General features: G+C 68.7%; 19 protein-coding genes. 14 read left to right on the forward strand and 5 right to left on the reverse strand.

Translation table 11 applies throughout. The features are described 5' to 3' along the window. The first annotated feature begins 50 nt into the window (after window positions 1–50). Together rpsR and rplI are read left to right on the forward strand one after the other, a co-directional pair. Window positions 51–284: a 30S ribosomal protein S18 gene (gene rpsR, locus DIZ26_RS23925; RefSeq protein WP_012924539.1), complete on the forward strand. Its 234-nt coding sequence runs from the start codon at window positions 51–53 to the stop codon at window positions 282–284. A gap of 14 nt (window positions 285–298) precedes the next feature. Beyond that, window positions 299–745, forward strand: a complete 447-nt coding sequence (rplI, locus tag DIZ26_RS23930; RefSeq protein ID WP_112245175.1) for a 50S ribosomal protein L9 — start codon at window positions 299–301, stop codon at window positions 743–745. A 412-nt stretch (window positions 746–1,157) separates the two neighbouring features. Here the strand turns inward: rplI and DIZ26_RS23935 are convergent, their stop codons facing one another. Together DIZ26_RS23935 and DIZ26_RS23940 are read right to left on the reverse strand one after the other, a co-directional pair. Next, the gene (locus tag DIZ26_RS23935) at window positions 1,158–1,511 is read right to left on the reverse strand and encodes a hypothetical protein (protein WP_157979800.1); all 354 of its coding nucleotides are present in this window, start codon (window positions 1,509–1,511) and stop codon (window positions 1,158–1,160) included. Continuing rightward, window positions 1,508–2,911 carry a hypothetical protein gene (locus DIZ26_RS23940; protein ID WP_112245179.1) on the reverse strand — a complete coding sequence of 468 codons (1,404 nt, stop codon included), beginning with the start codon at window positions 2,909–2,911 and terminating at the stop codon, window positions 1,508–1,510. The genes DIZ26_RS23935 and DIZ26_RS23940 overlap by 4 nt, the downstream gene beginning before the upstream one ends. A gap of 248 nt (window positions 2,912–3,159) precedes the next feature. Between DIZ26_RS23940 and DIZ26_RS23945 the strand changes: the two genes are divergently transcribed. From DIZ26_RS23945 to DIZ26_RS23985, 9 genes are read left to right on the forward strand one after another with little or no spacing between them, the layout of a single operon-like run. Next, a complete protein-coding gene (locus DIZ26_RS23945) occupies window positions 3,160–3,792 on the forward strand; it encodes a DUF6668 family protein (RefSeq protein ID WP_112245181.1) in 633 nt (210 codons plus the stop codon). Between the two features lie 13 nt (window positions 3,793–3,805). Then, window positions 3,806–4,075 carry a TrbC/VirB2 family protein gene (locus tag DIZ26_RS23950; protein WP_112245183.1) on the forward strand — a complete coding sequence of 90 codons (270 nt, stop codon included), beginning with the start codon at window positions 3,806–3,808 and terminating at the stop codon, window positions 4,073–4,075. A gap of 47 nt (window positions 4,076–4,122) precedes the next feature. Then, window positions 4,123–4,983: a hypothetical protein gene (locus DIZ26_RS23955; RefSeq protein WP_112245185.1), complete on the forward strand. Its 861-nt coding sequence runs from the start codon at window positions 4,123–4,125 to the stop codon at window positions 4,981–4,983. Then, entirely contained in the window at window positions 4,983–5,858 is an 876-nt protein-coding gene (locus tag DIZ26_RS23960) for a hypothetical protein (protein WP_112245187.1), read from the forward strand. The genes DIZ26_RS23955 and DIZ26_RS23960 overlap by 1 nt, the downstream gene beginning before the upstream one ends. Before the next feature lies 1 nt (window position 5,859). Then, window positions 5,860–7,407 carry a hypothetical protein gene (locus DIZ26_RS37970; protein ID WP_198676248.1) on the forward strand — a complete coding sequence of 516 codons (1,548 nt, stop codon included), beginning with the start codon at window positions 5,860–5,862 and terminating at the stop codon, window positions 7,405–7,407. Next, window positions 7,382–8,902, forward strand: a complete 1,521-nt coding sequence (locus DIZ26_RS23970; protein WP_232828553.1) for an SCO6880 family protein — start codon at window positions 7,382–7,384, stop codon at window positions 8,900–8,902. Before DIZ26_RS37970 ends, DIZ26_RS23970 begins: the two co-directional genes overlap by 26 nt. 16 nt (window positions 8,903–8,918) lie before the next feature. Beyond that, entirely contained in the window at window positions 8,919–10,559 is a 1,641-nt protein-coding gene (locus DIZ26_RS23975) for an ATP/GTP-binding protein (RefSeq protein WP_232828554.1), read from the forward strand. Continuing rightward, a complete protein-coding gene (locus DIZ26_RS23980) occupies window positions 10,559–12,412 on the forward strand; it encodes a type IV secretory system conjugative DNA transfer family protein (RefSeq protein WP_198676249.1) in 1,854 nt (617 codons plus the stop codon). Before DIZ26_RS23975 ends, DIZ26_RS23980 begins: the two co-directional genes overlap by 1 nt. After that, window positions 12,402–12,776: a DUF4913 domain-containing protein gene (locus tag DIZ26_RS23985; protein ID WP_112245189.1), complete on the forward strand. Its 375-nt coding sequence runs from the start codon at window positions 12,402–12,404 to the stop codon at window positions 12,774–12,776. Before DIZ26_RS23980 ends, DIZ26_RS23985 begins: the two co-directional genes overlap by 11 nt. 31 nt (window positions 12,777–12,807) lie before the next feature. On the opposite strand, the gene DIZ26_RS23990 is transcribed toward DIZ26_RS23985, so the two are convergent. Continuing rightward, the gene (locus DIZ26_RS23990) at window positions 12,808–13,500 is read right to left on the reverse strand and encodes a TetR/AcrR family transcriptional regulator (protein ID WP_112245191.1); all 693 of its coding nucleotides are present in this window, start codon (window positions 13,498–13,500) and stop codon (window positions 12,808–12,810) included. 129 nt (window positions 13,501–13,629) lie between these two features. On the opposite strand from DIZ26_RS23990, the gene DIZ26_RS23995 reads away from it, so the two are divergent. Beyond that, window positions 13,630–13,974 (forward strand): YrdB family protein, encoded by a 345-nt coding sequence (locus DIZ26_RS23995; protein WP_112245192.1) that lies wholly within the window; start codon window positions 13,630–13,632, stop codon window positions 13,972–13,974. A 101-nt stretch (window positions 13,975–14,075) separates the two neighbouring features. Here the strand turns inward: DIZ26_RS23995 and DIZ26_RS24000 are convergent, their stop codons facing one another. After that, the gene (locus DIZ26_RS24000; RefSeq protein ID WP_112245194.1) at window positions 14,076–14,774 is read right to left on the reverse strand and encodes a hypothetical protein; all 699 of its coding nucleotides are present in this window, start codon (window positions 14,772–14,774) and stop codon (window positions 14,076–14,078) included. A 102-nt stretch (window positions 14,775–14,876) separates the two neighbouring features. On the opposite strand from DIZ26_RS24000, the gene DIZ26_RS24005 reads away from it, so the two are divergent. Together DIZ26_RS24005 and DIZ26_RS24010 are read left to right on the forward strand one after the other, a co-directional pair. After that, a complete protein-coding gene (locus tag DIZ26_RS24005) occupies window positions 14,877–15,221 on the forward strand; it encodes a MerR family transcriptional regulator (protein WP_112245196.1) in 345 nt (114 codons plus the stop codon). 36 nt (window positions 15,222–15,257) lie between these two features. After that, window positions 15,258–16,250: a zinc-binding dehydrogenase gene (locus DIZ26_RS24010; protein WP_112245198.1), complete on the forward strand. Its 993-nt coding sequence runs from the start codon at window positions 15,258–15,260 to the stop codon at window positions 16,248–16,250. Window positions 16,251–16,262: 12 nt separating this feature from the next. Here the strand turns inward: DIZ26_RS24010 and DIZ26_RS24015 are convergent, their stop codons facing one another. Further along, window positions 16,263–17,579, reverse strand: a complete 1,317-nt coding sequence (locus tag DIZ26_RS24015; RefSeq protein ID WP_112245200.1) for an MATE family efflux transporter — start codon at window positions 17,577–17,579, stop codon at window positions 16,263–16,265. Between the last annotated feature and the right edge of the window lie 144 nt (window positions 17,580–17,723).

Genomic DNA, 17,723 nt, shown 5'->3' on the forward strand with positions numbered 1-17,723 from the left:
TGACCATTCCGGCAGTAGCCGGGCTCTAGTAGTAGGAAGAGAGCACCACAATGGCCAAGATCATTCGGAAGCCGAAGAAGAAGGTCTGCGGCTTCTGCAAGGACAAGGCAACGTACGTCGATTACAAGGACACCGCGCTGCTGCGCAAGTTCATCTCCGACCGCGGCAAGATCCGCGCGCGCCGGGTGACGGGCAACTGCGTGCAGCACCAGCGCGATGTGGCCACCGCAATCAAGAACGCTCGCGAGGTGGCTCTGCTGCCTTACACGAGCACCGCTCGCTGAGGGAGGTCTGAGACATGAAGCTCATCCTGGCGCAGGAGGTCGAGGGCCTCGGAGCCCCCGGCGACATCGTCGAGGTCAAGGACGGTTACGGCCGTAACTACCTCGTACCGCGTGGTCTGGCCATCGGCTGGACCCGTGGAGCCGAGAAGCAGATCCAGTCGATCAAGCGGGCGCGTGACGCCCGGGCGATCCAGGGCAAGGAGCACGCGAGCGAGGTCAAGAACCAGCTCGAGCAGCTCACTGTCTCGCTGGACGTGAAGGCCGGCGACACCGGTCGTCTGTTCGGCTCGGTCACCCCGGCGGACGTCGCCGGCGCGATCAAGTCGGCCGGCGGACCGCTGCTCGAGAAGCGGGTCATCAACATCGGCTCGCCGATCAAGACCACCGGCAAGCACGCCGTGTCGGTCCAGCTGCACCCGGAGGTGGCCGCCACGGTCCGCCTCGAGGTCGTAGCAGTCTGACCCAGCACCACCAGCCCGGCCCGCTTCCCCTCCGGAAGCGGGCCGTTCTGTTTCCCTGCCTGGGCGCGTGGAAGCAGCCTCCCGCAGCGCTGGACCAGCTGGCACTACCTGACGCCGGCCACCCCGGCTGCTCGTCGTCTCGCCCGGCGTCGTCCAGCTCAGGTCCGCAGGTCCTTGACCGTGTAGTCGTCCCCGACCAATTCGTGGAAGCGGCGAGCTCGCTCCCGCGATCCAGCCACCGTGCTCGCCGCCGCTCCGCCTCCTTGCTTGCGTGGCCATGCGGAGCTTGCCTGGCCGTGCGGAGCTTGTCTGGCCGTGCCGAGCTTGCCTGGCCAGGCCGACTCCCGGGCGGGCGAAGTACGAAAAGTGCTGTCCGCCGGCTGGGGCTCGGTCCCGAGAGCGGTCCGAACGGTCAGCTTTCGGTGGGGGCGGGCCATTCGGTGGGTTCTGGGTCGTCGGAGCTGCCGGGGTCGGGTTGCTTGATGGTTGGCATCTGGGTCGGTTTGGGGTCGGACTGGTCGGCGCCGCCCTCGGTCGGTGGCTGGACGGTTGGCCAACTGGTCGGCGTCGGGTCCTCGTCGTCGGCGAGCGCAGGCGTCACTCCGACTCCGCTGAAGAGGGCCACCGCAGTCAGTACGCCGGCCATGCGCCGCCGACGGCGTACCGCGCGCTGCCGTTGGCGTGCGGGGTCCCCCGGAGTCACGGGCTCCTCGCGGCGTACGGCGTGTCCCGGAGTCGCGGGCGCCTGGCGGGGTACCGGGGTCACTTTTTGTCCAGGGCGTAGAGGACTGAGTCGTGGACGACGATGGCGTGGTCGCCGGTGACTCCCCAGGGGCGGGCGGTGTTGGGCTGGAGCTTGACCGGCTTGGTGCCGGGGACGACCGAGTAGAGGTCGCCGCTGATCTGGCCGTAGATCGTTGTCTGGTTCACCGACTGCGGCTGGAACTGCGGCAGCAGGCTGGTCTTGCCGCCGGTGAAGTTGATCAGGCACTCACCGAGCGCGGCCACCTTGCCCGCGCGGTCGGGCAACCACGTCCACCCGTCGGCCTGGTCGGGGCTGACCTTGGGGCAGGTCGCCAGTACAGCACCGTTGGCCGTCGAGTTCACCGTCACCAGTACTTCGTTGGTCTTGCCGGTGGTCCAGTGCACGATCACCCGGCCGGCGCTCGCCGCGACGATGTGGTCGATGCTCTTGGCCCCACTCGGCGGCTTGAGCGGCAGCTCGACCAGGTCCTTGCCCGGCTCACTCCAGTACAGCGGACCGGCGTACCGCGCCATCAGTGCTCGGTTGCCCTCGGCAAGCAAAATCGTCGACAACCGCGGCTGGTTCGGTACTGCGTGCAGCTCGCCGCCGCTGACCACGCTGGCGCCCGCCTCGTCGCCCATGTCGACGAGCGGCGAAGAGCCGAAGAACTGCACCTTCGCGGAGTCCGGCAGCTCGATCTCGGTCGGCAGCGCGCCGTCGCCCGGCCAGTAGAACAAGGAACCAGGAGCCGTTGCCGCGAGCACCGGCTTCGAATCGATTGTGGTGTAGACCGGACTGGTGGTGTCGCGCGGAACCTTGTCCTGGTAGATCACCTTGCCCGCACTGTCGAGCACTACGAGCTTCTGGTCCGGTGTGATCACCGCGACCTCGCTGCCGTCCGGCGATACCGCCGGGTGGGTGTCCGGCTTGATGTCGACGGTCCAGGCGGCGTTGGTGCTCCAGCCGGGCGGAGCCGGCCGGGCTGCGAACTGGTCGGACTTGACCTCCGGCTTGGGCAACTCGGGCAGCTTCGGGGACTCGGTCGACGTCGGCTTGGCCGGCCCGTGATCACGGATCACCAGCAGATACACCGCAGTGCCGCCGAGCAGTACGACGGCGAGCGCGGCCGCCGCGATGATCGGCCAGATCGGCTTGTTGTTCTTGGTCGAGACCTCGACCGCCTCGACCTGCCCGTCCGGGTGGATGATCAGCGGCCAGGAGGAGCCGTCGGACTCGACCGCGGTCGCCTTCACCGCCCGGCCGAGCTGGGCCGACCGCTCGGCCACCAGCGCGATCGCCGCCTGGCGGGGATCGTGGTGGTTCACCGGGTGGCTGCGCCCGGCGATCTTCACCTCGGCGTTGTGGTCGTCGTACAGCCGGATCGTGACCTTCGGCCAGGACGGGATGCCCTTGTCAGCCACGGTCGCCCCTCGTCCCAGCCACAGAACTCCCTCGGTAGTCGGCTCTCAAGCCCTACGTTCTAGCATTTCTTCCGCCCGAAGACATGCCGTCCGCCCACAGGCATGACAATTCGCGAGCCTGCCCGGCTCGTCTGACCCCGACAAGGGGGTAGAAACATCCTCGCCTGTGGATGGGTCACGCCAGTACACCCGGATAGCGAGAGAATACTGTGGGCGACAGCCCGTGACACGCCGCGAGAGGAGGGGCCATGACGCAACCGCAGCAGAACCCGTGGACTCGGCAACAACCGCCGACCCTGGCGCCGCAACCGCAACAGGGGCCCCCGCCGCCGGTGAACCTGACGCCCCGGGGGCCGTCCGCTCCGCAGCACGGAGTGACCGCCCCGGCCGAGGACCAGCGGCTGCCGAAGTTCGCGATTCCCGCTGCCGACACGCTCTGGTGGGTCGGCGTGCACGGAGGCTCGGGCGAGACCACGATGTCGCTGCTGCTTCCCGGCACCAGGGCCGCCGGCCACCGCTGGCCGATCCCACCGCCGCCGGTGCCGACGCCGGTGGTGCTGGTCGCACGCACCCATGGCGCCGGCCTGCGGGCAGCGCAGCGGGCAGCGATCGAATGGGCCTCCGGTGTGGTCCAGGGAATCGCGGTGCTCGGGCTCGTGCTGATCGCGGACGCTCCGGGCCGGTTGCCCCGCGTGCTGGACGACTTCGCCGACATCGTCGGCGGTGGGGTGCCGAGGGTCTGGGACATCCCGTGGATCGAGGAGTGGCGAAGGGGGGAGGACCCCACGCCGGAAAATACTCCCGACGAGGTTTTCGAAGTACTTGAATCCATCTACGCTCTTCGCGCGTCGAACCCAGCGGATTACCCCGCCCCTTACTGAGAGGTCCATTCTGATGTTCGCAAAATTCGTTCCGCTTCTTGCCCCCCTGGTCGGCGTCGAGCCGCCGACCGAGGCGTCCAGCGGAATCAAGACGGTGGTCGGCTGGGTGACCTGGATCGCCTTCTCCATCTGTGTTCTCGGCGTCATCATCGCCGGCGCCATGATGGCCATCGGCCAGCGTCGCGGTGAGGGTGGCGAGCACGCCGCCCGGCTCGGCTGGGTGCTCGCGGCCTGCATCGTGATCGGTTCGGCTTCGGCGCTGGTCGGGGCGCTGCTGAAATGACCACTCCGGCCACCGCCCCGGCCGGCGTACCGGGCGGCTGATCGGTCGTGGGACTGTTCAGCGGCGGGTCCGGCGACGGCGAGGACGACGACGCGGGAGAATCCACCTCCCCGTGGGAGAACCGCGGCTTCGTCGCCTCGGCGATCGTCATCGGGGCAGTGGTCGTGTGTGTGATCGTCTTCCTGGTGCTGGGCCGGGCCGGTGGCGACGATCAGCCGAGCGCCGGGCAGAGTCCGTCGCCGGGGCTCACCGAGCCGACGGACCTGCCGACCGACGAGCCGACCGAGCCGCCGGCGACACCGGGCGACGACCCGACCAGTACGCCGGTAGTCACCCCGCCGCCGGTGAACAACGCCTCCGGTGGCTGCAAGGCGAAGAACCCGGACCAGCGCATCCCCCGGACGGCGCCGCCCGCGGTCTCCTGGCAGTTCGAGACGGACATGCTGATCCCGCTGCAGGCACAGGGCGGTCCGGCGACCACCGACGCGAACGGCCTGCGGTACTGCTTCGCCCATTCGCCGACCGGTGCCGTGCTCGCCGCGATGGTGACGCTCGGCCAGATCCGCAACCCCGACCTGACCAGGTCGGTCCTGCAGCACCGCATCGCGCCCGGTGCCGGGCGGACCAGGGCGCTGAACGAGAACAGGTCGTCCCCGTCGCCGTCGCACGATGCCGGGGACCCGTCCCAGTTCACCGGGTTCAAGGTCGTCGACTACCTGCCCAACCGGGCGATCGTGGCGCTCGCGGTGCAGGTCGACTACCGCAGCGTCGCCTCGTTGCCGATCACCCTGGTCTGGCAGGGCGGCGACTGGAAGGTGGTCCTGCAGCCGGACGGCAGTTTCAACGGTGAGGTCGCGCCGGACATTCTCGGATCGCTGGACGGCTACGTCCGGTTCGGAGGCAGCTGATGCTTGTCCTCGGTTGTTCGCTGGCGCCCTGGAACTGGGACGACTGCGCCCGCAAGTACCTCGGTGACGCGATCCAGGCGGCCATCGGCGGCCTGTTCGGTTTCCTCTTCGACACCTTGAAGAAGATCATCGTCGACGCGGTGATCGCGGTGATGAAGGCGGTCGGCACGCTCTGGGTCGACATCAAGACCCCGGGCATCGGCAACAACAGCGCGATCCTGTTCGTCCAGGCGTACACGTTCTGGATCCTGGTCTTCGCGGCCACCATCTCGGTGATCATCGGCGGTGTCCGGATGGCCGTCTCGCAGCGCGGTGAACCGCTGCGCGACATCATGAAGAGCCTGCTGACGATGGTCGTGGTCTCCGGCGCCGGCGTCGCCTTCGCCTCCACCCTGATCACCGTGTCCGACGTCTTCTCGCGCTGGATCATCCAGCAGTCGATCGGCGAGTCGAACTTCGACGACAAGCTGACCGAGAAGATGACGAACCCGCTCAAGGACGGCGGGGTCGGATTGATGCTGGTGATCGTGATCGGCATCCTGATGGTGATCTCCGCCCTGGTCCAACTGGGGCTGATGATCATCCGGTACGGGATGCTGGTGCTGCTGGTCGGCGTACTGCCACTGACCGCGGCCGCCACCAATACCGAGGCCGGCATGATGTGGTTCAAACGCGCCGTCGGCTGGCTGGCCGGTTTCATCATCTACAAACCGGTGGCCGCTCTCATCTATGCGACCGCGATCTTCCTGATCGGCGAGCCGAAGGGTGGCGCGGACTCCACGCTCAAGGTCATCACGGGCGTCACCATGATGCTGCTCGCCATCGTGGCGCTGCCGGCCATCCTGCGCTTCGTCTCCCCGCGGACGGGAGGCTGACATGATCGCGATGTTCTGCGACGACGGCTGGGTCGAGTGCATCAAGAACATGATCCTGGGCACCGTGTCCCTCGCAATCGATGGGCTGATCAAAGTGATCTTCGATCCGATTTTCGACGCGCTGGCCAAGGCCGTCGGCAGTGTGATGGGCACCATCGGAACGTTCTGGGTGTACGTCGACACGCCGTCGATCGGGAACTCCAGCACCGGTAAGCCGGACTTCGCGATCGACTGGATCTGGCAGCACACCGCGTGGATCGCGGTCTTCGCGGCGACCATCGGTGTGATCGTGGCCGGCTGCCAGATGGCCTGGACGCAGCGGGGTGAGTCGGCCCGTGACCTGCTCCGGTCGCTGCTCACCCTGGCGGTCGCGTCGACGATGGCGGTCAGCGTCGCGCAGGTGCTGATCACGGTCGGCGACAAATTCTCCGAGTGCATCGTGTCGACCGCGCTGACCGACAACGCGCAGGGGTTCGTGTGCAACCGGCACGAGGAGAACGCCGCCGGCTTCGGCCGGGCGATGCTGGTGCTGCTGGGACTGAGCGCCCCGACCGGCACCCTGGGCGTCGGGCTGATGATCGCCATCGCCATCATCGCGTTGCTGGCCTCGCTGATCCAGGTTGTCTTGATGGTGGTCCGCTACGCGATGCTGATCCTGCTCATCGGGGTGCTGCCGATCGCTGCGTCGGCGACCAACACCGAGATGGGTAAAGGCTGGTTCAAGCGAATAATCTCCTGGCTGATCGCCTTCATCCTCTACAAACCCGTGGCCGCTCTGATCTATGCGACCGCGATCAAGCTCACCTCGGCCAACTTCGCGAAGGACAAGCCGAAGACCGGCCCGCTGGCCTTCGCCGGCCAGACCGACGGCGACAAGATCATGAACATGGTTACCGGCATCACGATGCTGGTGCTCGCGTTGTTCGCCCTGCCGGCCTTGATGCGGTTCATCGCGCCGATGGTGTCGGCGACGGCCGGGTCGGCCGGCGCGGGCATGATGGCCGCCAAGATGCTCGGCGCCGACAAGGTGGGCGAGAAGGTTCAGGACTCCACCCGGGGGCAGAGCGAGAGCGACGGTCCCACTGGCTCGGAGACCCCCGGCCCCTCCCGGCAACCGACCTCCAGTACCGGCGGCTCCGGTTCACCGAGTGGCAGCGGAGGCGGCAGCAGCGGCGGCGGTAGCGGTGGCAGCGGCGGGGGCGGCAGTGGCGGTAGTGGAGGCGGCGGCGCCGGTGGCGGCGGAGGGGGCGCCGGCGGCGGTGCTGGTGGAGGTGCCGGTGGTGGCGCGGGCGGTGGAGCCGGAGCCGGTGCCGGAGCAGGTGGCGCGGCCGGTGGTGGCGCCGCAGCAGGTGGCGGCGCGGCGGCCGGTGGTGGTGCGGCCGCAGGTGGTGCCGCGGCCGGTGCGGGTGCAGCGGCCGGACCGGTCGGGATCGCTGTCGTCGCGGCCGCCGCAGCGGTCAAGAAGGGCATCGACACGGCCAAGGAGTTCACCGAGGACGTCGGCAAGGAAATAGACGGAATGGATGAGGGACCAAGTGGCAGCGGCTGACAGCGTGCGGAGCACGCCCAGGACCTACGGCAACTGGCGCCAGCCGGCGTCGGCGGGCATCGCGGGTCTGGGCACGCTCGGCACCATGATCATGATGGGCGGCCTGGTGGTGACGCTCATCGCCACCATGGCCGGCGGCCTCATCGGCGCGGTGATCTCGATGACGATCGTCGGGATCACGCTGCTGATGCTGATGACCAAGGACAAGCACGGCCAGTCCAGCCTGCAGAGACTCTCGACCCGAATTGGATGGCAGCGAGCAAAGATGGCCAAGCACAACATCTACCGTTCCGGTCCGCTCGGCCGGACGCCGTGGGGCAAGTTCCAGCTGCCCGGTCTCGCGGCCGCATCGCAGCTGAGCGAGTACCAGGACTCCTACGGCCGCCCCTTCGCTCTGCTGTTCTACCCGAGCACCCGGCACTTCACCGTCGTCATCAACGCGGAGCCGGACGGCGCCTCGCTGGTCGACGAGGACCAGGTGGACAACTGGGTCGCGCACTGGGGCCAGTGGCTCGCGTCGCTCGGTCACGAGCCGGGCGTCGTCGCGGCCTCGGTCACCGTCGAGAGTGCGCCCGACACCGGTATCAGATTGCGGCGCGAGGTCACTCACAACACCCAGGACGGTACGCCGGCGATCGCGCGCGCGATGCTCGCCGAGGTGATCCAGACGTACCCGGAGGGTTCCGCGCTGGTGTCCGCCCGGGTCGCCCTGACGTTCAAAGGCACGGACCGGCAGGGCAAGCGCCGCAAAGAAGAGGACATGGGCCGCGAGCTCGCGTCCCGGCTGCCCGCTCTCACCCAGAGCCTGAACTCGACCGGCGCCGGTGCCGCCCGACCGGTGACCGCACAGGAGCTCTGTGAGACCGTCCGGATCGCGTACGACCCGGCCGCCGCAGTACTGATCGACGAGGCTCGTAGTCAGGGCATGTCGCCGGATCTGCAGTGGACCGATGTCGGGCCGGCGGCGGCGCAGTCGTTCTGGGACAAGTACAGGCACGACAGTGCGTGGTCCGTGACGTGGCAGATGACCCAGGCGTCGCGCGGCGAGGTGTTCTCGTCCGTGCTCTCGCAGTTGGTTGCTCCGCACCCCGACATCGACCGCAAACGCGTCACGCTGCTGTACCGGCCGCTGGACGCGGCCACCTCGGCGCGCATGGTGGAAGCGGACAAGCGCAACGCCTCGTTCCGCGCGACCGCCTCGGCTCGCCCGTCAGCCCGCTCGCTGGCCGAAGCAAGGGCCGCCGACCGTACTGCGATGGAAGAAGCGCGCGGGGCGGGCCTGGTGAACTTCGGCATGGTCGTCACCGGGACGGTGATGTCCGCCGAGCAACTGCCCGACATGATCGCCGCGATCGACAACCTCGGTGCCACCGCCCGGGTGCTGCTCCGGCCGGCGTACGGATCGCAGGACTCCGCCTTCGTCGCGGCGCTGCCGCTGGGTGTCGTCCTGCAGAGCCACCTGTCGGTTCCGGCCGGAATCCGGGAAGCCCTATGAGCCAGCGGGAGGCCCAGTGAGCAAGAAGAAGAAGCCGGTCGACCCGATGCGGGGCGGCAAACGCCCGATGCCACGCGGCTGGCCCGGCATGGGCGGCGGCTACTCGACGTACCTGCAGGCTCCGGCCGAGTGGCGCGGTACGACGGTGCAGGTGTGCGGGATGTGGCCGTTCGCGGCCGGCACCGGCAGCCCGATGGTCGGCGTACCGATCGGCCGCAACATCCTCTCCGGCGCGACCATGTGCTGCGACCCGATCAGCTGGTTCATGCGCGCCAAGCTGATCTCCAACCCGTCCGTCTTCGTGCTGGGCAAGCCGGGTCTGGGCAAGTCGACGATCATCCGCCGGATGGCACTCGGCCTGGCCGGGTACGGCGTGATGCCGCTCGTGCTCGGCGACCTCAAGCCCGACTACAAGGACCTCATCGAGGCGCTCGGCGGCCAGGTGATCCAGCTCGGCCGCGGCCGTGGCCACCTGAACGTGCTCGACCCCGGCGAGTCCCGCAAGGCCGCACTGCGGCTGACCGGCAGTGCTCGCCAGGCCATCCAGGCCGACGCGCACGGCCGCCGTTCCACGATGGTGTCGGCGTTGATCTCGATCATGCGCTCGGCCCCACCGACCGACCGCGAAGAGACCATCATCGACGAGGCCCTGAAGGTCCTCGACGAACGCCACGACGGCACGCCGGTACTGCGGGATCTCCTGCGGGTGGTCCAGGAAGCTCCGGACCGGGTCCGCGACGTCGCGCTGGACCGCGGCAGCATGGAGCGCTACCGGCAGATCACCGAAGGCCTCGAGGCCTCCCTGATCGGTCTGGTCGGCGGTGGCCGGCTCGGTGAGATCTTCTCGGAGCAGACCGACCACCCGATGGCGATGGATCGTCCGGTCGTGTTCGACGTCTCCAACATCGACGACTCCGAGACGAGCTTGCAGGCCGCGGTGCTGCTGGCCTGCTGGTCGTACGGCTTCGGTGCCGTCGCCGTCTCGCAGGCGCTGGCCGATGCCGGGCTGGAGCCACGACGGCACTACTTCGTCATCCTGGACGAGCTCTGGCGAGTACTGCGCGCAGGGCGTGGTCTGGTCGACCGGGTCGACGCACTGACCCGATTGAACCGGCAGCGCGGTGTCGGGATGGCGATGATCTCGCACACCATGTCCGACCTGCTCGCGCTGGAGCACCCCGAGGACCGGATGAAGGCGAAGGGTTTCGTCGAACGGTCCGGCATGGTGATCTGCGGCGGCCTGCCGCGCGCCGAGATGGAGAACCTGACCGCCGTCGTACCGCTGTCGGGTGAGGAGCAGAACATGCTCATCGGCTGGCAGGACCCGCCCGCTTGGGACCCGGCCACCGGTGAGGAGGCGGCGCCACCCGGCCGAGGGAACTTCCTGGTCAAGGTCGGTGGCCGCCCGGGCATCCCGGTGCACGTCGCGCTCACCTCGGTCGAGCGCGAGATCAACGACACGAACAAGCTCTGGAAAACCGGCGCGGACGGCCGGCCACTGAAGGTGGAGATCGGCGACGACGGGACGGAGGAGGTCGTCGAGGAGTACACCTTCGACGACCCGGCGATGCTGCCGCCGCCCGACCCGAGCACCCGGCTGGCCCCGCCGCCCGACCCGGCCACCCGCATCGTCGCGAAGGCTGGAGTTGAGGAATAGTGGCCCAGGGCAAGAAGTCCACCGGTCCCGCCGGGTTGTCGGTCGAGTCGATCCTGGTGTTCGTCGGGATCGGCCTGTTCGTGATCGTGGTCGGCGGCATCTGGTCGTCGCTGAAGATCGCCGCCGCGATCAACAACACCCGCGACGTCGGCGGGAACCCGGTCGGCGCGATCACCGACCTGATCGACGGCACCGTGGAGTGGTCGGGCGCCGCGACCGGGGTGCTGCTGCTGGAGATCGTCCTGCTGGCCGTGCTCGGTGGCGGCGGGTACTACCTCGCCGTACGGATGGGCAGGCCCGGCTCCCGGGTCGACCGGTCCGCCCAGCTGATGTCGAAGCGCAACGAGATCTACAAGCTGACCCGCGAGGGCGCCCAGGAGATCGCCAACCGGCTCGGCGCCGGGCATGCGGGTCCCGGTGTCATGATCGGCCGCACGGTCCGCGACAACCTCGAGGTCTTCGGCTCCTGGGAAGACATGCACGTCGACGTCTGGGGACCCCGGACCGGTAAGACGACCTCGCGGGCGGTGCCGGCGATTCTGGAGGCGCCGGGGTCGGTGATCGCCACGTCGAACAAGCGGGACATCGTCGACGCCACCCGGGATCCACGCGCGGCCAAGGGACCGGTCTGGGTGTTCGACCCGCAGGAGGTCTGCGGCGAGGAACCCAACTGGTGGTGGAACCCGCTCAGCTACATCACCGACGAGACGAAGGCACGCCAGCTGGCCGAGCACTTCGTCGCGTCGCAGCGCTCCGAGTCGGCCCGTACGGATGCCTTCTTCGATGCCGCCGGCACCGACCTGCTGGCCGGCCTGTTGCTGGCCGCGGCGGTGGCCAAGCGCCCGATCACCCAGATCTACAGCTGGCTCGCCGATCCCCGCAACGACGAGCCGGAGCGCATCTTGCGATCGACTCCGGGCTTGCAGTTGTCCGCGGACGCGCTCGCCGGTGTCATCAGCGCGCCCGACAAGCAGCGCGGCGGTATCTACGGAACCGCCCAGCAGAGCGCGCAGTTCCTGATCAACCGCAAGGTGACCCGCTGGGTCATCCCGAACGGGCCGAACGACAACCGCCCGCAGTTCAACCCGTACCAGTTCGTCCGCGAAGGCGGCACGCTGTACAGCCTCTCCAAGGAAGGCGCCGGTACTGCGGGCCCGCTGGTCACCGCGTTGACCGTCGCCGTCGTCGAGGCCGCCGAGGACTACGCGAAGACCTGCGCGGGCGGCCGGATGCCCAGCCCGCTGGTCGGCGTACTGGACGAGGCAGCGAACGTCTGCCGCTGGAAGGACCTGCCGGATCTCTACAGCCACTTCGGCTCGCGCGGCATCGTGCTGATGACGATCCTGCAGTCCTGGGCCCAGGGGGTCGAGTGCTGGGGCGAGCGCGGCATGGAAAAGCTGTGGTCCGCGGCGAACATCCGCGTGTACGGCGGTGGCGTGTCCGACGCGAACTTCCTCGAGCGACTGAGCAAGCTGATCGGCGACTACGACATCACGTCGAACTCGGTGTCGTACAACAAGGGTGAACGCGGTACGAGCAAGCAGACCCAGCGGCACCACATCATGGAGGTCTCCGACCTCGCCTCGATGCCGCCCGGGCGCGCGGTGGTGTTCCCGTCCGGGATCCCGGCCACGATGATCAAGACCGTCCCGTGGATGGCCGGCCCGTACGCGGCGGCGGTGAAAGCCTCGTTCGCGCACCACGACCCGGGTGCGTCGGCTCCGGCCATCACCCAGACCGGCGCGGGCGCGTGGATCGCCGCGGGCCGTAACCAGCCCGCTGCCCCGGTCGCTCCGAGCGGACCGCCGGCACCGGTCTGGGAGCAGACCGAGGAGCAACGCCGTGGATGGTGAAGGCGAGCTCTTCTACCCACACGTCGCGGCGTTCGTCGAGGACCGGCTGGTCTACCTGTACTGCCGGCGCATCGGACAGCAGTTCGTCTGGTGCCCCGAGTGGTACCGGCATGCCGAGGCGCTGAGCCGGCTGGACTCGATCTGGCGGGCCTGGGAGCACCTGCGGCTCGACCCGGCGACCGGGATGTCGGTGTGGTGGCGTGACCATGCCGACCCGCACATGATGGCGTTGCTGGACCCGGACGGGCCGTTCGCGGCCTGCCGTGGTTCGCACAGCGACTACCCGATCCCGCCGCTGCCGGTGCAGGAGCCACCGGCCGGCCTCTTCTTCGACCAGCGGCAGCCGAACCTGCGCGGGGTCTGAGTTCGGGATCGGCGGATGTCGCCGCTGGTCCCTAGGCGCTCGGTGCTGGTAGGCCGAGGGATTTGCCGAGGCGGATCAGTTGGTGGTCGAGGTGGGCCGGGAACTGGGTGACGGTGTTGGTGAACTGCCCGAACAGTTCCAGGCTCACCAGGCCGCATAGTGACGAGAAGGCCAGCAGACCGCGCGCCAGGATCTCCGGCTTGAGCTCCCCGGGCAGTGAGGGTCGCAGCCGGTCCAGCTCGCGCCGGAGCGCCGCCGTCATCGGTGGGTCGTCCTGAGACGGCTCCAGCCCGGCATCCGCGAGCAAGCCGAGCAGCAGGAGCGGAACCCTGCTTCCGGCGGCCGTGGTCCGCTCAGGCGGCGCGTGGTACCCAGGCACCGGGCTGCCGTAGAGCAGGGCCCACTCTGCCGGATTGGCGACGGCCCACCGGCGTACGGCGCGTCCGATGGTCAGCCAGCGCCGGCCGAGGTCACCGCGGCGGATGCGAGCCTCGGCGAACTCGACCGCGTCGCCGAATGCGTTGTACGACTCCTCGATCAGCAGCGTGAGCAACTCGTCGCGGCTCGGCACGTAGCGGTAGACGGCTGACGAGACCAGGCCGAGTTCGCGGGCGATGGCGCGCAGCGAGAGGGCGGCCGAGCCCTCGGTACGGAGTTGCTGGTGGGCGATCCGGAGGATGTCGCTCATCGTCTGCTGATGCGCACGCTGTCTCGGCGTCGTCATCTGCCGATCATCACCGCTCGCCGGAGCGGGTGCAACTTCAGAGAGCAGTGCTCTTGCTTTCTGCTGACCGATCGCCAATACTGGAAGCAAGAGAGAGCGGTGCTCTCACAAATGTGAGGAGTGGGGACGATGCAGGAGATCTGGCGCTGGAGCAACCTGGGACTGGCCTTCGCGGTCGAGCTGGCCGGGCTGGGGATCTTCGCGTGGTGGGGCTGGCGCACGGGCGGCAGTACGCCGATCAAGCTGCTGCTCGCGATCGGACTGCCGGTGCTGGCCGCCGTCGTCTGGGGTCTCTTCGCCGCACCGACAGCGAACTACGGCAGCCCGGTCGTCACCGCGATCGTCAAGATCGCGTTCTTCGGGCTGGCCGGCCTCGCGCTGTGGAGCCTCGACCACTGGCTCCTCGGCACCGTCTTCGTCCTGGTCGTAGCCGCCAACCTCCTGATCATCCGCGTCGGCCACCTCACGGCCTGACCACCAACCCGCGAACTTCAGCGCCCGGTCCCCACGCCGATCCCGGCGCCCGTCCACCCCGGCGCCTCGCGCCGCCTGCGGGTCGCCGTGCGGGTGCGGTACTACTCGCCGAGGCCGAAGTCGCGGAGTTCTTTGGTTTTGGGTTTGCGGCTTCTGAGGTTCTTGCGGGCGCGCGGGGTTCGCTGCGGGGGATTGCGGACCGCTTCCGCGGCGGGCGGTTGTTCGAGCCTGCGGGTGTCCGCCTCGCGGCGGTGCTCGCGGGCGTCGGTGCCGTAGGTGTCGGCCGTGGCGTCGTCGCGGTTCGCCCGGGCGTTCTCGACCGACCCCGACACCCGTGCCCGCCCGGCCTTCGCGCGGTCCGCCTCGGCGGCAGGATCGTCCCGGCCGGCCGCACCTGCTTCCAGCCCGGCCGCCCGGCCGAAGTCCTGCCGGGCAAGCCGGCGCTCCGAGTCCGCGTGCGAACGGAAGTTGTCGCGCCCGCGCTCGTCCACATGTGCCAGCCGCAACGCCTCCGCCACCTCGGCCTCCGCCCGGTACACATCGAGCCGCCGCCGGCTGTCGAGCCGTTCGCGCTCGTCCCGGGCGTCCTGCTCGGCGTCTTCGCGATGCCGCTGCGCCTCGTCCTCGTCGGCTTCCTCGTCCAGACCGGCGGCCTCCGCCTGCGCCAGGTCGGCGCCGGCTTCCCACTCCTTGGCACGACGATCCTCGCCGGCGGCTTCCGCGCCGGGTGCGCCCTCGTCCTCACCCTTGGCGTACGCCGGGTCCAGCCCGACGCCCTGCTCGTCGTCCGTGTCGGCCATGCCGCTCCTTCCGTTCAGGGCTCCACGATGCCGCAAGGGCAGGTCAGCTGCACAGCAGGCGTCCAGGGAAGATCGCGCCCGGAGCCGCTGTTGGGGTCGAGTATGAAGATCGGCGCGGCCGCCAGGGCCAGCGGTGTGAGCGCGAGGTCGCTGCGGTACTACGAGGACGAGGGCCTCATCGTCCCTGGCCGGTTCAGCAACGGCTACCGCGACTACTGCCAGTCCACCATCGACAGGGTCGCCGTGATCCGCTCGCTGCTCGACTCCGGGCTACCGGTCCGGCTGGTGCGAGATCTGCTGCCTCACCTCGGCGCCGGCTCGGTCTGCGCCGAGTTCGTGGACGAGGTCGAGCAGTACCGCGATCGGCTAGCGCACCGAGTCGCCGTACTAAGTGCTCAGCAGGCGGCGCTGGAGGACTACCTGCGCGAGGTCGGCCGCATCGCTTGACCTTGACGCCTGTGTGAGAGTTCTACGTTCCGGTGCATGGAGAGCAACGAGACGATGCGGGCGCTGGTCCAGCAGTCGCACCGCGGACCCGATGACCTGATCCTGACCGACGTACGCCGACCGTCGCCCGGCCCGGGGGAGTACCTCGTACGAGTGGGTGCCGCCGGGATCAACTTCGCCGACGTCATGCAGACGTACGGGCGCTACGGGGGAGGACCGAAGCCGCCGTACGCAGCAGGCTTCGAGGCGGCCGGAGAGATCGTCTCAGCGGGTCCAGAAGTGGCCAGTGCGTTGCCCGTCGGCACACATGTCATCGGAGCGGGTCGGGGAGCCTTCTCGGAGTACGTCGTCATGCAGGCGGCCGAGGTGCTTCCGGTGCCGACAGGCTGGAGTGACGCCGAGGCTCTCGGATTGGTGTTGAACTGGGCGACCGCGTTGGCGGCGTTGAAGCCTGTGGGCGGTCTGGCGTCGGGGGAGACGGTCCTCATCCACGCTGCGGCGGGAGGCGTGGGGCAGGCTGCTGTGCGCCTCGCTCACCACTACGGCGCTCGAGTGATTGCGACAGCTGCGTTGGCGAAGCACGAGATCGTGAGAGCGCTCGGTGCCGACGAGGTGCTGGACAGTGCACGCTCCGACCTTGCAGCAGAGCTCACTCGCCTCACCGGTGGAGTGGACCTCGTTCTGGAATCGGTTGGACGTTCTACCTTCGCGGCCAGCCTGTCCGCCGCCAAGGGGATCACCGGACGCATCGTCGTGTACGGCGCTTCGTCCGGCGACGCTGCGGTGACTACTCACGACCTGGTCTTCACCAACCCGGTGCAGCTCAAGGGGCTGCACATCGGCGCGCTGGCCGCCGCTGTGCCGACTGTCTATCGCTCGCTGATCACAGAACTCCAGGAACTCGTTGCCCAAGGCGTCTACCCTCCAGGCCGGCCACAGCTCCACGCACTGGCCGACGGACCCGCCGTACTTCGGGAGCTCGAAGCCGGCCGGACCACTGGCAAACACGCACTCGACCCTTGGCGCTAGCTGCTCCCAGCATCAGCGGACGGCGCCGGTGACCAGCCAGCCGTCCCGGCGTTCTCGGAGCGTCAGCGTGAGGAACCGCAGCAGCATGTATCCACCGAACGCCCACCACAGCGCGACGATGCCACGATCGAACCACTGCACGCTCAGCGCGAGCGGAGCGAACAGGAGCAGCGCGATGATCCCTGCCACTGCCAGATAGGGACCGTCGCCGGCACCGATCAGTACGCCGTCCAGCACGAACACCACCCCGTTGACCGGCTGCCAGATCGCGGCAACCAGCAGGATCGCGGCCAGCGTGTGGCGCACCTCGGGGTCTTTGGTGAACAGCGGCACGTAGAGGTCGCGCAGTCCCCACAGAGCCAGGCCGCCCACCACTCCCGACACCAGTCCCCACCACATCATCCGGCGGGTGATCGCCCGGGTGCCGACGACGTCTCCCGCGCCCAGTGAGCGCCCGGTCAGGGCTTGGGCAGCGATGGCGATCGCATCGAGTGCGAGCGCGAGGAACGACCACAGTGTGAAGGCGACCTGGTGCGCTGCGACCGACGTAGTACCGAGTGAGGTGGCCACGAAGGTGGTGAGCACGATGGCTACTCGCAGCGTGAGGGTTCGTACTACGAGCGGTACTCCGGCGTGTGCGGAAGCGAGGATTCCTGGGCGGTCTGGGCGGAGCTTGGCGCCGTCCCGCCGAGCGCCACGGACCACCACGACGACCAGTGCTGCTCCGGCTGCTGTTTGGGCGATCGCAGTACCGAGTGCTGAGCCTGCGATGTTCAGGTCGAGGCCGTAGACGAGCAGGACGTTCAAGGCGATGTTGGCGAGGTTGGCCGAGACGGCGACCACCATGGGCGTCTTGGTGTCCTGCAGACCGCGCAGTACGCCGGTAGCCGCCAGCAGCAGGAGCATGGAAGGAATGCCTAGACAGGAGATTCGCAGGTAGGTCACCGCGTAGTCCGCTACGTCCGGCGAGGGGTGGAACCCAGCAATGGCGAGCGGAGCAAGCAGCAGCCCGGCAACAGCCAGTACTACGCCCAGCAGCAGGGCCAACCAGAGTCCGTCGATCCCCTGCGCGAGTGCTCCCTTGTGGTCACCTGCGCCGATGCGTCTGGCCACCGCTGAGGTCGTCCCGTACGCCAGGAAGACGCAGATGCCGACCAGCGTCTGCAGGATCGTCCCGGCGACGCCGAGGGCCGCCAACTGCGGTGTACCGAGGTGTCCGACGATCGCCGAATCGGCCAGCAGCATCAGTGGTTCGGACACCAGCGCGAAGAACGCCGGCACGGCCAGCCGGAGGATCTCCCGGTCCTGGGTCTTCCAGGTAAGGGGCATGCGGATCATTGTGCCTGGCGGGGGCTGTGCACAGAGCAGCGGACCTGTGGGTATCGAATCTTTTTCTTCTCCACAGTTGTGGGCGGACAAAACCGCAGGTCAGAGCGGGGTTGTGGATCTCTGTGCACAGATATCCACAGGGAT

It is taken from the genome of Kribbella monticola, assembly GCF_003261635.1.
Lineage (GTDB): Bacteria > Actinomycetota > Actinomycetes > Propionibacteriales > Kribbellaceae > Kribbella > Kribbella monticola.

Coding starts and splice junctions, on each gene's coding strand:
- DIZ26_RS24015 (WP_112245200.1), bottom strand. CDS start 17,579: ATGCCCCTTACCTGGAAGACCCAGGACCGGGAGATCCTCCGGCTGGCC.
- DIZ26_RS37970 (WP_198676248.1), top strand. CDS start 5,860: ATGATCGCGATGTTCTGCGACGACGGCTGGGTCGAGTGCATCAAGAAC.
- DIZ26_RS23960 (WP_112245187.1), top strand. CDS start 4,983: ATGCTTGTCCTCGGTTGTTCGCTGGCGCCCTGGAACTGGGACGACTGC.
- DIZ26_RS23990 (WP_112245191.1), bottom strand. CDS start 13,500: ATGACGACGCCGAGACAGCGTGCGCATCAGCAGACGATGAGCGACATC.
- rpsR (WP_012924539.1), top strand. CDS start 51: ATGGCCAAGATCATTCGGAAGCCGAAGAAGAAGGTCTGCGGCTTCTGC.
- DIZ26_RS24005 (WP_112245196.1), top strand. CDS start 14,877: ATGAAGATCGGCGCGGCCGCCAGGGCCAGCGGTGTGAGCGCGAGGTCG.
- rplI (WP_112245175.1), top strand. CDS start 299: ATGAAGCTCATCCTGGCGCAGGAGGTCGAGGGCCTCGGAGCCCCCGGC.
- DIZ26_RS23945 (WP_112245181.1), top strand. CDS start 3,160: ATGACGCAACCGCAGCAGAACCCGTGGACTCGGCAACAACCGCCGACC.
- DIZ26_RS23970 (WP_232828553.1), top strand. CDS start 7,382: ATGAGGGACCAAGTGGCAGCGGCTGACAGCGTGCGGAGCACGCCCAGG.
- DIZ26_RS23995 (WP_112245192.1), top strand. CDS start 13,630: ATGCAGGAGATCTGGCGCTGGAGCAACCTGGGACTGGCCTTCGCGGTC.
- DIZ26_RS23950 (WP_112245183.1), top strand. CDS start 3,806: ATGTTCGCAAAATTCGTTCCGCTTCTTGCCCCCCTGGTCGGCGTCGAG.
- DIZ26_RS24010 (WP_112245198.1), top strand. CDS start 15,258: ATGGAGAGCAACGAGACGATGCGGGCGCTGGTCCAGCAGTCGCACCGC.
- DIZ26_RS24000 (WP_112245194.1), bottom strand. CDS start 14,774: ATGGCCGACACGGACGACGAGCAGGGCGTCGGGCTGGACCCGGCGTAC.